Source organism: Arthrobacter sp. 8AJ, from assembly GCF_902506025.1.
GTDB lineage: Bacteria > Actinomycetota > Actinomycetes > Actinomycetales > Micrococcaceae > Arthrobacter.
In genome coordinates, this window is sequence record NZ_LR733289.1 from 1,249,691 (window position 1) to 1,262,784 (window position 13,094).

At 68.1% G+C, this 13,094-nt stretch carries 13 protein-coding genes; 10 read left to right on the forward strand and 3 right to left on the reverse strand.

Annotated features, from left to right (window positions below; genetic code table 11):
- Nucleotides 1-167: 167 nt before the first annotated feature.
- On the forward strand, nucleotides 168-824 hold the full coding sequence (locus BACI349Y_RS05795; RefSeq protein WP_159631296.1) for an SDR family oxidoreductase: 657 nt from the start codon (nucleotides 168-170) through the stop codon (nucleotides 822-824).
- Nucleotides 825-842: 18 nt separating this feature from the next.
- Nucleotides 843-2,414 (forward strand): Na+/H+ antiporter, encoded by a 1,572-nt coding sequence (locus tag BACI349Y_RS05800; protein ID WP_159631298.1) that lies wholly within the window; start codon nucleotides 843-845, stop codon nucleotides 2,412-2,414.
- Here the strand turns inward: BACI349Y_RS05800 and BACI349Y_RS05805 are convergent.
- Nucleotides 2,401-3,612: an ROK family transcriptional regulator gene (locus BACI349Y_RS05805; RefSeq protein ID WP_159631300.1), complete on the reverse strand. Its 1,212-nt coding sequence runs from the start codon at nucleotides 3,610-3,612 to the stop codon at nucleotides 2,401-2,403. The two genes, BACI349Y_RS05800 and BACI349Y_RS05805, sit on opposite strands and share 14 nt — an antisense overlap.
- A 96-nt stretch (nucleotides 3,613-3,708) precedes the next feature.
- On the opposite strand from BACI349Y_RS05805, the gene BACI349Y_RS05810 reads away from it, so the two are divergent.
- From BACI349Y_RS05810 to BACI349Y_RS05830, 5 genes are all read left to right on the forward strand, one after another.
- Complete coding sequence (locus BACI349Y_RS05810) at nucleotides 3,709-5,421, forward strand: glycoside hydrolase family 13 protein (protein ID WP_159631302.1); 1,713 nt, start codon at nucleotides 3,709-3,711, stop codon at nucleotides 5,419-5,421.
- A gap of 64 nt (nucleotides 5,422-5,485) precedes the next feature.
- Complete coding sequence (locus BACI349Y_RS05815) at nucleotides 5,486-6,427, forward strand: aldo/keto reductase (protein ID WP_159631304.1); 942 nt, start codon at nucleotides 5,486-5,488, stop codon at nucleotides 6,425-6,427.
- Nucleotides 6,428-6,595: 168 nt separating this feature from the next.
- On the forward strand, nucleotides 6,596-7,459 hold the full coding sequence (locus BACI349Y_RS05820; RefSeq protein WP_141942759.1) for an HpcH/HpaI aldolase/citrate lyase family protein: 864 nt from the start codon (nucleotides 6,596-6,598) through the stop codon (nucleotides 7,457-7,459).
- 26 nt (nucleotides 7,460-7,485) lie between these two features.
- Nucleotides 7,486-8,427 carry a DUF2797 domain-containing protein gene (locus BACI349Y_RS05825; RefSeq protein ID WP_159631306.1) on the forward strand — a complete coding sequence of 314 codons (942 nt, stop codon included), beginning with the start codon at nucleotides 7,486-7,488 and terminating at the stop codon, nucleotides 8,425-8,427.
- 54 nt (nucleotides 8,428-8,481) lie between these two features.
- The gene (locus BACI349Y_RS05830) at nucleotides 8,482-8,706 is read left to right on the forward strand and encodes a DUF3188 domain-containing protein (protein ID WP_159631308.1); all 225 of its coding nucleotides are present in this window, start codon (nucleotides 8,482-8,484) and stop codon (nucleotides 8,704-8,706) included.
- On the opposite strand, the gene BACI349Y_RS05835 is transcribed toward BACI349Y_RS05830, so the two are convergent.
- Together BACI349Y_RS05835 and BACI349Y_RS05840 are read right to left on the reverse strand one after the other, a co-directional pair.
- Nucleotides 8,696-10,381 carry a SulP family inorganic anion transporter gene (locus BACI349Y_RS05835; protein WP_159631310.1) on the reverse strand — a complete coding sequence of 562 codons (1,686 nt, stop codon included), beginning with the start codon at nucleotides 10,379-10,381 and terminating at the stop codon, nucleotides 8,696-8,698. The two genes, BACI349Y_RS05830 and BACI349Y_RS05835, sit on opposite strands and share 11 nt — an antisense overlap.
- Nucleotides 10,378-10,758, reverse strand: coding sequence for an ArsR/SmtB family transcription factor (locus tag BACI349Y_RS05840; RefSeq protein ID WP_159631312.1), 381 nt, complete (start codon nucleotides 10,756-10,758; stop codon nucleotides 10,378-10,380). The genes BACI349Y_RS05835 and BACI349Y_RS05840 overlap by 4 nt, the downstream gene beginning before the upstream one ends.
- A 130-nt stretch (nucleotides 10,759-10,888) precedes the next feature.
- On the opposite strand from BACI349Y_RS05840, the gene BACI349Y_RS05845 reads away from it, so the two are divergent.
- From BACI349Y_RS05845 to BACI349Y_RS05855, 3 genes are read left to right on the forward strand one after another with little or no spacing between them, the layout of a single operon-like run.
- Nucleotides 10,889-11,350 carry an FAS1-like dehydratase domain-containing protein gene (locus tag BACI349Y_RS05845; protein ID WP_159631314.1) on the forward strand — a complete coding sequence of 154 codons (462 nt, stop codon included), beginning with the start codon at nucleotides 10,889-10,891 and terminating at the stop codon, nucleotides 11,348-11,350.
- Nucleotides 11,351-11,352: 2 nt separating this feature from the next.
- Entirely contained in the window at nucleotides 11,353-11,790 is a 438-nt protein-coding gene (locus tag BACI349Y_RS05850; protein ID WP_159631316.1) for a MaoC family dehydratase, read from the forward strand.
- A gap of 10 nt (nucleotides 11,791-11,800) precedes the next feature.
- Complete coding sequence (locus BACI349Y_RS05855) at nucleotides 11,801-13,078, forward strand: MFS transporter (protein WP_159631318.1); 1,278 nt, start codon at nucleotides 11,801-11,803, stop codon at nucleotides 13,076-13,078.
- Nucleotides 13,079-13,094 lie beyond the last annotated feature (16 nt).

Below are 13,094 nucleotides of genomic sequence, written 5' to 3' on the forward strand. Positions count from 1 at the left end.
AGAGGGTGAACACATCAACCAGAACGAACGCTTCAGCTATCCAGACAGTGCACTTGCCTGGGGAAGTAGTCGAAACAGGAAAAGGCGGAAATTCCCAACAGTGCATAAAGGCCCTGTTCAACGCCAAATGGCTCTGCGTGAAGGTGCCGTGCAGGCAGAATGGGTGCATGACACGCATCGCCATCATCGGCGGCCACGGCAAAGTGGCCCTCCTCCTGTCCGCCCTTCTCACCGGTGAGGGCCATTCCGTCACCTCGTTCATCCGGAATCCCGAGCACACAGACGACGTCGCCGGCACCGGGGCCACGCCGTTGGTCCTGGACGTGGAAAATTCGACGACGGCCGTCCTCGCCGATGCCCTTGCCGGGCATGACGCCGTGGTCTGGTCGGCCGGGGCCGGCGGCGGCAATCCCGAACGCACCTACGCGGTGGACCGGGACGCCGCCATCCGCTCCATGGATGCCGCGGCCCAGGCCGGCGTGGACCGGTACATCATGGTCTCCTACTTCGGTGCCGGCAAGGATCACGGGGTGCCGGAGGACAACAGCTTCTTTGCCTACGCGGAAGCCAAGGCTGCAGCGGACGAGTACCTGCGCGGCACCGGCCTGGCGTGGACCATCCTTGGGCCCGGCGCGCTGACGGACAAGCCCGGAACCGGTCTGATCGACGTCGACCCTTCACCGGAAGGGGACCGGGACACCTCCCGTGCCAATACGGCCATCGTGGCAGCGGCCGTGCTGGACCTTCCCCAGACTGCAGGCCGGACCATCGAATTCCGCGACGGCACCCTTCCCGTGGCGGCAGCCCTGGAACCCCGCGCATAGCCGGCGGCGAAGAGGCTTATGGACCAGCTCGCACTCATCATTGGACTGCTGCTGGCCACGGTGGTGGCCGTGGGCCTGGGGGACAGGCTCCGGCTGCCATACCCGGTCCTGATGCTCCTCCTGGCGGCGGCGCTGACGTTCATTCCCGGCTTCCCGGACCTGGAGATTGAACCGGGCCTGATCCTGCCCATCTTCCTTCCGCCGCTCCTGTTCGCCACCGCCCAGCGGAGTTCGTGGGCGGTGTTCCGTGTCCGGTGGCGGACGCTGATCATGCTGGCCGTGGCCCTGGTGGTGATCAGCACGGCGGTGGTGGCCGGCGCGGCGTGGCTGATGATTCCCGGCATCGGGGTCCCCGCGGCCATCGCCCTTGGTGCCATGGTGGCGCCGCCGGACCCTGTGGCGGTGGAATCCGTTGCAGGCCGGGTGCACATGCCGCGCCGCCTCATCACCGTCCTCCAGAGCGAGGGGTTGTTCAACGACGCCGCGGCCATCGTCATCTTCCAGGCAGCCGTGGCAGCAGCCGTGGGCGGCACCAAGGTGGGGCCCGACGTCGTCCTGCAGTTCCTGATGGGCGCGGCGCTCGCCGTGCTGGTGGGCATCGCCATGGGCTGGCTGATCGCGCTGGTCACCCGGTTGGTCACGTCCATGGTGGCCCGGAGCGCGGTGACCCTGGTGGTGCCTTTCGCCGCCTATATCCTCGCCGAGGAGGTGCACGCCTCCGGCGTTATCGCCGTGGTGGTCACGGCCCTTGAAATGCAGCGCCATGCCCGCCCGCAGGACGCGGCGGAGCGTGTCACCCGGAACGCCTTCTGGGATGTGGTGGAGTTGCTGGTTACCGGGCTGGCATTCGGCCTGGTGGGGCTGGAAATCAGGCATGTCATTCGCGATGAGGGGGCGGAGATCTTCGGCATGATCGGAGTGGCCGCGGTGGTCTGCGTCCTGGTTTTCGCTGTCCGGTTCCTGTGGCTGGCCGTCCTGGCACTGGGTGCCCGGAAACGGAAGAACGTCCTGCAGCCCACGTCCCTGAAGGAAGTCCTCATCCTGACCTGGTGCGGCATGCGCGGCCTGGCCACCCTGGCATTGGCCCTGGCGCTTCCTCTGACCTTGGCGGACGGCACGCCGTTCCCGGGGCGGGACTATCTGCTGGTCATTGCCTGCGCGGTGCTGCTGGCCACGCTGGTCCTCCCGGGCCTGACCCTGCCGTGGCTGATGCGTGTCCTCAAGGCCTCCGAGGATGGAACGGCGGAACGCGACGCTGTCCGGCTGCTCGCCGCACGCGCCCAGGCCGCGGCCGTCGCCGCCTTGAAGCAGCACGACCTGATGACGGACCTGCCGCCGGAAAAGGTAACGCTGGTCAAGGACCGGATGCGCCGCCTGCACGCGGAACTGACGGACGGCAGCCTGCGGAACGAACCGCTGGCCGAAAAGCGCCAGCGGGGACGCGAACTGGCCATCGCCGTCCAGACCATCGCACTGGACGCGGCGCGGCAGGAAGTGGTGGCGGCACGGAACGAGCCGGACATGGACCCCGAGGTGGCGGACCGGGTGCTCCGTCAGCTGGACCTGCGCACCATGGTCATGCCGGAGTAGCGGCCGCAGCCAGCACCAGGTCCAGGGAATTCCCCTCCACGTAGTCCAGGGCGCGGCGCACCGCGCCTACGGTCACGATGGAATCGCCCAGCGGGGATACTGCCACGCGGGCGGGGGTGGCTGTGTACCCGGCCAGGCGCTCGCTGATCGGGGCCAGGAGCACGTGCGCGGAATCCGCCACACCGCCGCCGATCACCACCAGTTCCGGGTTGAGCATGGTGGCCACGGTGCCAATAACGCGCGCCATCCTGTCCGCCAGCCGGTCCAGGATCCCCAACGCCACCGCATCGCCTTGGGCTGCTGCTGCGAAGACCTGTTCGGCCTCCACACGCCCGGGCTGGAAGGCCCGGAGGGCAGTCGGTGCGGCGGTGGCCAGCGCTTCGGCGGCCCACGTGCGGGCCTGATGGGCGATGCCGTATGTATCGCCTACGCCTTCCACCAGGTTCAGGTAGGCGAGCTCCCCGGCGCTGCCCCGGGTTCCATGCACCAGCCGGCCGCCCTCCACGATGCCGGAGCCCAGCCGTTCACTGGCCAAAATCACCACGACGTCGTCGATGCCGGCGGCGGCCCCCTGCCACCGGTCACCCAGGGCAGCGAGGTTGGCGTCGTTTTCCAGCAGGACGGTCCATCCACGGGCTGCTTTGAGTGCCGGCGGCAGTCCCAGGTCGAACAGTCCCCAGAATTCCTGCGTGGCGACCACCTCCCCGTGCCGGTCCACTGGTGCTGCCACACCGGCACACACGGCCAGCACCTGCCCGGGATCCGTCCCGGCCGAGCGCAGTGCGGCCATGGCGACGCCGTCAATAAAGGCGATCCGCTCCCGGGAGCCGACCTCGCCGGCCTGGAAGGGGCGGCTGGACCGAGCCATGGTCGTACCCCGGAGATCGGAGACCACCACGGTGACCTTTGAGTATCCAATGTCCATGCCCAGCACCACGCCGGCCCGCTCATTGAGCTCGAAGCGCCGGGCCGGGCGGCCCTTCCGGTACCCGCCGAACTCGCGCTGGTTTTCCAGTTCCAGGAGCCAGCCCCGCCGGACCAGGTCCTCGCAGACGGCGATGGTGGTGGCGCGGGTCAGGCCCGTCGCTGCCATGACGTCGGTGACGGTGACAGCCCCTGAGGCGCGCATGAACTCCAGGACCGCGCCGGCACTGACCCGCCGCAGCAGTTGGGGAGTAGCGGGAACCGGTTCAGGCATCCTGTTGACCTTCCTGTCCAAAGCACCAGATAATACTTGAGTAAGTAAATTTAGACTCAATATAAATATAGCCGCACTGAAGAAAAGGGTCAGTCCTTGTCCACCACCGCCACTCTGGCAACCCTGTCCGACTCTGACCGTCTGGCCGACCCCAACTGGTGGCGCCAGGCCTCCGTCTATCAGATCTACCCCCGCAGCTTCGCCGACTCCAACGGCGACGGCATCGGCGACCTGAAGGGCATCACCGCCAAGGTCCCCTACCTGAAGACGCTGGGTATCGACGCCGTGTGGCTCAGCCCGTTCTACCCGTCCGCGCTCGCCGACGGCGGGTACGACGTCGATGATTACCGCGACGTCGACCCCAAGTTGGGCACGCTGGCTGACTTCGACGAGATGGCCAAGGCACTGCACGACGCCGGGATCAAGCTGATCGCGGACATCGTCCCCAACCATTCCTCCGACCGTCACAAGTGGTTCCAGGAAGCGCTGGCGTCCCCGAAGGGCTCCCCGGCCCGCGACCGCTACATCTTCCGGGACGGCAAGGGCCCCAACGGCGAGTTTCCGCCCTCGGACTGGGACTCTGTGTTCGGTGGACCGGCCTGGGAGCGCATCACCGAACCCGACGGCACCCCCGGCCAGTGGTACATGCACATCTTCGCCAAGGAGCAGCCGGACCTGAACTGGTCCAACCGGGAAATCCGGGATGACTTCCTCAAGACGCTGCGCTTCTGGTCGGACCGGGGCGTGGACGGCTTCCGCGTTGACGTGGCGCACGCCCTCACCAAGGACCTCACCGAGCCGCTGCTGTCCAAGCTTGAACTGAGCGCCGCCAACACCGGCGTGGACGGATTCGACGACGGAACGCATCCGTTCTGGGACCGCGACGAAGTCCACGAGATCTACGCCGAATGGCGCGAGGTGTTCAACGAGTACAACCCGCCGCGCACCGCCGTCGCTGAAGCTTGGGTCCACGCCACCCGCCGGGCCCGCTACGCCAGCCCGCAGGGCCTGGGCCAGGCGTTCAACTTCGACCTCCTGCAGGCCGACTTCGACGCCGCCGAGTACAAGGAAATCATCACCCGGAACCTTGCCGAGGCGGCGGCCACCGGTGCCTCCTCCACCTGGGTGTTCTCCAACCACGACGTGGTGCGCCACGCAACCCGCTACGGCCTGCCGCAGGTGGCCAAGGCGAAGGCCGGTGCCAAGGGCCAGGACGGCAAGGACTGGCTGCTCGCCGGCGGCCCCAAGGACCAGATGGACATTGAACTGGGTGAGCGCCGCGCCCGCGCCGCCACCTTGCTGATGCTGGCTGTCCCCGGATCCGCCTACCTGTACCAGGGTGAGGAACTTGGCCTGCAGGAAGTGGCCGAGATTCCCGAATCGGAACGCCAGGACCCGTCCTTCTTCCGCAACAAGGGCGTGGAAATCGGCCGTGACGGCTGCCGCGTGCCGCTGCCGTGGAAGGTGGAAGGCACATCCTTCGGCTTCGGCGATGGCGGTTCCCACCTGCCGCAGCCGGACTGGTTCAGCAAGTATGCCGTCGAGGCCCAGGACGGGACCGAGGGCTCCACGCTGGAGCTTTACCGCAAGGCACTCAAACTGCGCCGCGAACTGCTGACCGACGAGGACCTTGAATGGGTGGAGAACGGCAACCCGGACGTCCTGCACTTCAAGCGCCCCAACGGGTGGCAGTCCGTGACCAACTTCGGGAACACCGCCGTCGACCTTCCCGCCGGTGCGGTCCTGGTCAGCAGTGCCCCGCTGGAGGACGGCAAGCTGCCGGCCAACACCACCGCATGGCTGCGCTGATCCCGGAGCCCGCGGGCACCCGGGGACTGCCAAAGCAGGGAGTCCGGACGGGGGACCGGGGCTGATGCAGGAAGTCATCTACGGATGCATGGGACTGGGCGGCAGCTGGTCTGACGAGCCGCATGGGGCTGACCATGTGGACCAGGCCGCTGCTGCCGTCCAGGCCGCCCTGGACGCGGGCATCACCTTGTTCGACCACGCCGACATCTACCGCAGCGGAAAGTCCGAGGCCGTTTTCGGTGAGGTGCTGGCCGCGGCCCCGGGCCTGCGGGAGCGCATCCGGCTGCAGACCAAGTGCGGCATCCGGCTGAACGAGCGTGGCCTGCAGACCCACTACGACCTGAGCCGGGAGGCCATCCTGGAACGGGTCAACGGCAGCCTCGGCCGGCTGCGGACCGACTACGTGGACATCCTCCTGCTGCACCGCCCGGACCCCCTGGCGGACCCGGCGGAGGTGGCAGCCGCCGTCGGGCAGCTCATGGCCGAAGGCAAGGTCCGGCAACTGGGCGTGTCCAACATGTCCGCTGCCCAGATCGACGTGCTGCAGGACCGGCTGGAGACCCCTGTGGTGGCCAACCAGCTGGAGATGAGCCTGCTCAAGCGGGCGTGGCTGGAAAGCCAGGTCCTGGTCAACCACCCGGAACACCTGGACTACAGTTTTCCGCACGGCACGCTGGAATACTGCACCCGCAACAACATCACCCTGCAGGCGTACGGCTCGCTGGCCCGCGGCGCCTACACCGGTGCCGAACCCGGGAGCCCCACGTCAGCCGGGGCCGCCACGGCAGAACTCGTGGCGCAGCTTGCGGACCAATACGGCACCTCCGGCGAGGCCGTCCTCCTGGGATGGCTGATGAAGCATCCGGCCGGGATCGCACCGGTCGTTGGCACGGTCAATCCGGGCCGGATCCGGGCCTGCGCGGACGCCGCCCGCGTGGCCGGGGCGCTGAGCCGTGCCGACTGGTACAAGCTGTGGGTCACCGCGCGGGGCAGCAATATCCCCTGACGCCGCCCGACTGGGTAGCAGTAAGTGTCGTTATGGAGCCTCATAACGACACTTACTGCTACCTGCTTCCCGTTAGGGCCCGGTCATAACCCGTTTAGTTCGTATTGATCCTCACAAGCTGGCCGTTTTCTTCGCCGTGCCGCTTGCAGGCCGGATACTGTAGAAAGCATGACGTCTACCATCGCCGCCGAAACCGTTAGGCCGGAACGGAATATCCCCGCCGAGATCGCACGCTCCTGGCTGCTGGTCAATGCCATGAAGCCCGAACTCTTCGACCAGTCGGCCGTGTCCCGGGCTGATTCGATCATCCTGGATATTGAAGATGCAGTGGACCCCTCGCAGAAGGACCAGGCCCGGAACAACGTCATCGACTGGCTGACCGCCGGCGGCAAGGCCTGGGTCCGTATAAACGACGCCACCAGCCCGTTCTGGGCCGATGACCTGGCCGGCCTGCGCGGCACGCCCGGCCTGCTGGGCGTCATGCTCGCCAAGACCGAATCCGCTGACCAGGTGACCGAGAGCTACCACCGCATGGACGGCAAGACGCCCGTGATCCCGCTGGTGGAGTCCGCGCTCGGCATCGAGGAAGCCAACCACATCGCCAAGGCCCAGGGCGCGTTCCGCCTGGCCTTCGGCTCCGGTGACTTCCGCCGCGACACGGGCATGGCTGCCACCCCGGAGGCCATGGCCTACCCGCGCGCCAAGCTCGTCGTCGCCAGCCGCGTCGGCAACCTGCCGGGCCCCATCGACGGCCCCACCGTCGGCACCAACCACCCCATCCTGCGCGAGCAGACCGGCATCACCGTGATGATGGGCATGACCGGCAAGCTTTGCCTGGCCATCGACCAGACCCCGGTGATCAACGAGGTCATCAGCCCCACGCCGTCGGACGTCGCCTGGGCCACCGACTTCATGAACGACTTCGAAGCCAACGGGCGCGTCATCCGTGACGGCTCCGACCTGCCCCGCCTGGGCCGCGCCGAAAAGATCATGAAGCTCGCGGTAGCCTTTGGGGTGCAGCCCGCGCTGTAGCGCCACCCATCACTTCAGGAGACCCCGTGACCGATACCCGCTATCTGGTCCACGGGGTCTTTTGGGATGGCCCGCCTGCCTCAACCCCAGCGGACGACGCCGGCGGCCCGGTCCTGCGCCTCCAGTCACCCGAGGGGGACTTCCGGGAGCTCAGCCTCAGGGCGGGCAGCCGGCTCGGCTTCAAGGTGGTGGAACCCGGCCGGTTCTGCCTGGGCCACGTCCAGGTCCAGTCAGCGGGCTCCCGCCGCCACATCCTGTGCGGCTCCGCCGCCCCGGCCCTTCGGGGCAAGCAGTGCGAGCGGTGCTTCGTACTTGACGAGTCCCGCCTGATGCACGACTTCCACCGTGGCGGCAGGGTGACCCCCGGCCTGCGGGACTACCTGATGCAGGAACACTGGCTCTACGTGGCCACGTTCGCGGGAGGCGCCACCAAGGTGGGAACGGCCTCCGGCCCGCGGAAGTGGAACCGGCTGGCGGAGCAGGGGGCCGCAGTGGCGAGGTATGTTGCCAGGGCGGAGGATGGCCGGGTGGTACGGGTCCTCGAGGACCTGGTGACGGCCGGCGTCGGCCTGACCCAGCAGGTGCGCTCGGCCGCGAAGGCGGAGGCGCTGCTCCGGCCGCTGCTGGCCGGCGCGGTGGACGAAGCCAATTCCCGCGCCGCCGGTGACGTACGGGCCCTGCTGGCGCGCACCGCCGTCGACGGCTTTCAGGCCGTGGAGGAGCAGTGGCTGCGTCCCGCGCATGCTGATGCCCTGTACGGAAGCGCGTCCCGCCACGCCTATCCGCATGCCCTGGACCAGGGGCGGCACGGTTTCAGCATCGCAGCCCTGGGCGGGGCCAACGCGCTGGCCCGGCTGGACGGAACGGACGCCGAATTCGTGGTGAACCTGTCCCAGCTGGCTGCCCGGACCGTCGTGCTGGGGGAGTATGCCTCAGAGGTGCCGGCAGTGCAGGAAGCATTGTTCTGATACCGGGACCCGGCCCGCCCGCCGGGGTGGCCGGGCACTCGGTAGACTTGGACGGTGCTGAACGAATTCTGGGCCACCGCGCCCACCCGCTACAAAGTCCTGGTCTTCAGCGCGATGGGACTGATCGCCGTCGGCATCATCCTGAATCTGGTGGGCAACACCAGCGGCAACCAAGCACTGGCCATGGCTTCCCTGCCCCTCATCGGGCTGGGGCTGGTCCTCCACGTCGTGGGCATCGTGGTCCGGGGCCAGGCGATTAGCAAAAACCTCAGGCGCTAGCTGCCGCGTTCCGCAGCACGTGGCTGCGGGCATGTTCCACGGCATCCGGGAGCCGGTCGAACAGGTGCTTGTGGTGCCGCAGGGAACGGATCACGCCCACGTTGGTCACCAGGTCAAGGTGGTCAGGCCGCACACCCTTGAGCAAAACGGTGATGCCGCGCAGCTCCAGGGCGGAAATGACCTCCACCAGGGCGTGGGCGCCGGTCGCGTCCAGCATCCGCAGCTGCGACAACCTGATGATGGCCACCTGCACGTCCTTGACCTGGCTGATCTCCTGGAGGATGCGCTCGGCGGCACCAAAGAACATCGCTCCATCCAGCCGGAAAACCGCGATGTGTTCGTCTCCTTCCAACCGCGGACCGGGAATCTCCTCGCGTTGGACCCCGCTCAGTGAAGCGAATTTCCGCAGTGCGAAGAGGGCGGCCGCGGCCAGCCCTATCTGGATGGCAACGATGAGGTCGAATGCCACCGTGATGACGGCCGTGAGCACGAAGACCGCGGCGTCTGCCCGGGTGGAACGCAGGATGGCGGTGATGGTGCGCCGCGAGACCATCCGTACCGCCGTGACCATCAGGACCCCGCCCAGTGCTGCCAGCGGGATGCGGCTGACCATTCCGGAGGCCAGGTAGGTGATGCCCAGCAGCACGATGGCGTGCACCGCTGCGGCCAGGCGGGTCCTGGCGCCGGAACGCACGTTGACCGCGGTCCGTGCGATGGCTCCGGTGGCCGGCATTCCGCCGAACAGGCCGGCCGCGATGGAAGCCAGGCCCTGCCCCATCAGCTCACGGTCGGGGCTGTAGGGGCCGGTGGGCCTGCCGTCCGGCCCGGCCATCCCGGCGGCCACGCGCGCCGAGAGCAGTGACTCGATGGCAGCCAGGAAGGCGACAGCCACGGCGGGCATTGCCAGGTTGCCAAGGGAAGCAGGGTCCAGGGACGGGATGGACGGTGCCGGAAGGGAATGCGGGAGTGCCCCAATCCGCGGGACGTCCAGCTGCAGGATTTCGGCGGCGGCGGTCGCCAGGAGGACCGCCAGCAGGCTGGCTGGAAGTGCGCGGAACAGCTTCTGCACCAGGACCATCACGACGGCGACTCCCGCCACGAGCGCGAGGGTCAACAGGACCGTCGGGGTGGAGGCGCCCGCTGCCGCCTCCACCGCGGCCAGGAGGGTGTTGTGCCCCGGGGTGCCGGGCGTGCCGGTGGCCAGCGGGACCTGCTGGAGGAAGATGATGGCGGCAATGCCCAGCGTGAAGCCTTCCACGACGGGCCAGGGGATGAAGGCCACGGCCCGGCCCAGGCCACTGAAGCCGAGCGCGCAGACCAGCAGCCCTGCCATCAGGGACAAAAGGGCGACGCTGCCGATGCCGTGGACCGCCACCACGGGGGCCAGCACCACCACCATGGCTCCCGTGGGACCGGACACCTGTACCGGGGAGCCGCCCATGACGGCTGCCACCAGCCCGGCCACGATCGCCGTGATGAGGCCCGCTTCGGCACCCACCCCGGAGCTGACGCCGAACGCCAGGGCCAGCGGCAACGCCACAATGCCCACGGTGATTCCTGCCAGCAGGTCGGTACGCCAGGTGCCGGCAAGCCCGGCGTAATCCTTCCGGGAGGGCAGGAACCGGGTGATGCTCCCCGCGGCCGTGCCCCGGGCCGTGACCGGGTCGGCGGTCACTTGGCTGACCCGCCGGCCAGGTGTTCTGCCGGCAGTTGCTGTGCCAGCCGCAGCTGCTCATTGGAGCCGGCCAGGCTGTCTACGAGGAAGGTCCGGGCGATGGCCAGCAGCTGCGAGACTCCTGGGTGGGCGAGCTGGTACGTCACCGCATTGGCGCTGCGTGCGGAGGTCACCACCTTGTGCTTCCGCAAGGTGGCCAGGTGCTGGGAGAGGTGCGAGGCCTCCAACCCGGTCTCTGCCAGGAGGTAGCTCACCGGGGCAGACTCCTGCGGCGCCGCGGCCAGCAGCTCAAGGATCCGTATCCTGGCCGGGTGGGCCAGGCCCTTGAAAAGGTTCGCTTTGATCTCGTAGAGCGGGGCTTGGGCGGAAGACAGCATCAAAGGTGGCGCTCCTGTGCGCGATGGCCGGCCGGTCATATCCCGGACAACGGATTGATGGATTGATGAAATCATCATACCAGTGCAGCGGGCGTCTTTTGAAGGGCGTGGCAACGATAGGCTGGAATCCATGACTATCAATCCGGACCTGCAGGGCCGTAGCTACCCTGCCGCAGAGGTGTATGACGTCGGCCGCGAGAAAATCCGTGAGTTCGCCCGCGCCGTGAAGGCGACCCATCCCGCGCACTTTGACGTGGACGCAGCCAGGGCCCTGGGCCACGCCGATCTGGTGGCACCGCCCACCTTCGCCATCATCATCGCCCAGCGTGCCGACGCCCAGCTCATCGAGGACCCGGAAGCAGGCATCGACTTCTCCCGCGTGGTCCATGCAGACCAGCGCTTCATCCACCACCGGCCCATCGTCGCCGGTGACCGGCTCGTTGCCGAACTGCATGTTGACGGCGTCCGTGCCATGGGCGGCGGCGCCATGATCACCACCCGCTCGGAGATCTTCGCCCTCGGTTCCGGTGATTCGCGGGAACCCGTCACCACCACCACGTCATCCATCCTGGTCCGCGGAGAGGGACAGTAACCATGAGCCCCACCTTCAACGAACTCAGCGCCGGCCAGGAAATCGGCAGCCGCACCATCGAGGTCACACGCACCGACCTGGTCAAGTACGCCGGGGCGTCCGGCGACTTCAACCCCATCCACTGGAACGAGGCCTTCGCCACCGGCGTGGAACTGCCCGGCGTCATCGCCCACGGCATGTTCACCATGGGCTCCGCCGTCCAGCTGGTGACGGACTGGGCGGGCGACCCGGCCGCCGTCGTTGACTTCCAGACCCGCTTCACCAAGCCGGTCCTGGTGACCGACACCACCGGAACCGACCAGCCCGGGGCCACCATCGAGGTCAGCGGCACCATCGGAAAGCTCGACGCCGATTCGGGCACCGCGCGCGTCGACCTCACCGTTGTCTCCGCCGGGCAGAAGGTCCTGATGAAGGCCCAGGCCCTCGTCAAGCTGTCTTGAGCTGCACCTTTTGACCACTTCTGCAGGAACCACCGCAACGGCCGGGCAGGTCACTGCCTGGCGAAACGCCGTCGTGGTGGCCTACGGCGCCAGCGGCCTTGCCTTTGCCTCCTGGGTGTCCCGGCTGCCCGCTATCCGGGACACGCTGGACCTCACCCCGGGCAACATCGGCGTCATCCTGCTGTGCATGACGCTGGGATCCTTTGCCTCCGTGTCTGCTTCAGGGCTGATCGTGCTGCGGCTGGGCTCCAAGCGGACCATCCGGACAGGCAGCATCATGGTGGGTGCAGGCCTGCTGACGGCGGGTTTTGGCACAACCGTGCTGGCAAGCCCGGTGGCAACCGCGATCGGCCTGGCCATCATTGGCCTGGGCACCGGAAGCTGGAACACGGCGTCCAACGTTGAAGGTGCCGCGGTGGAACGCGCGGTGGGCCGGCACATCATGCCGCGGCTCCACGGGGCCTTCAGCCTGGGAACGGTGGCAGGCGCGGGGCTGGGGGCCGTTGCCGCCGCGGTGTCCCTGCCGGTGTTCTGGCACCTTGCGGCGGCAGGGGCGGTGGTGGCGGGTTCGGTAGCAACGGCCGCGTCCTGGTTCCGTGCCGACGTCACCCCGGTGGCGGGGGAGCGCAGTTACTCCCCGGATACCTTCGAGGACCCCAGTACCGGGCCGATTCCCGTGATCACTCCCGGAACCGCCTCCGGCGACGCCCCGCTGGACAACAAGCGCAAGATCGCCCGGGCATGGCGGGACCGGCGGACCCTGCTCCTGGGTGTCCTGGTGCTGGGCCTCGCCCTGGCCGAAGGCGCGGCAGGGGACTGGGTGGCCCTTGCCCTGGCCGACGGCCACGGGCAGAGCGATGCTGCCGGTGCCGCCGGCTACGGGCTGTTCGTCACGTTTATGACCATCGGGCGTTTTGCCGGGACGGTGCTGCTGGACAGATTCGGCAGGGTTCCCGTGATGCGCTGGTGCGCTGCACTGGCTGTGCTGGGACTGGGCGTCTTCGTCTTTGCGCCGGTGCCGTGGCTTGCCTACGTCGGGCTCGCACTGTGGGGCCTGGGAGCATCTCTCGGCTTCCCGGTGGGCATGTCCGCCGCTGCCGACGATCCCGCGATGGCTGCCGCCCGGGTGTCCGTGGTGTCCACCATCGGCTATGCCGCGTTTCTGTGCGGCCCGCCGCTGCTGGGGCTGCTGGCCGAGCATGTGGGCATCCTGCATTCGCTGCTGGCCGTGATGGTGATGCTCGCGGTGAGCTTCGTCCTCTCTCCGGTGGCCCGGAAGTTGGCCTGAAGGTACTGCGCGTCAC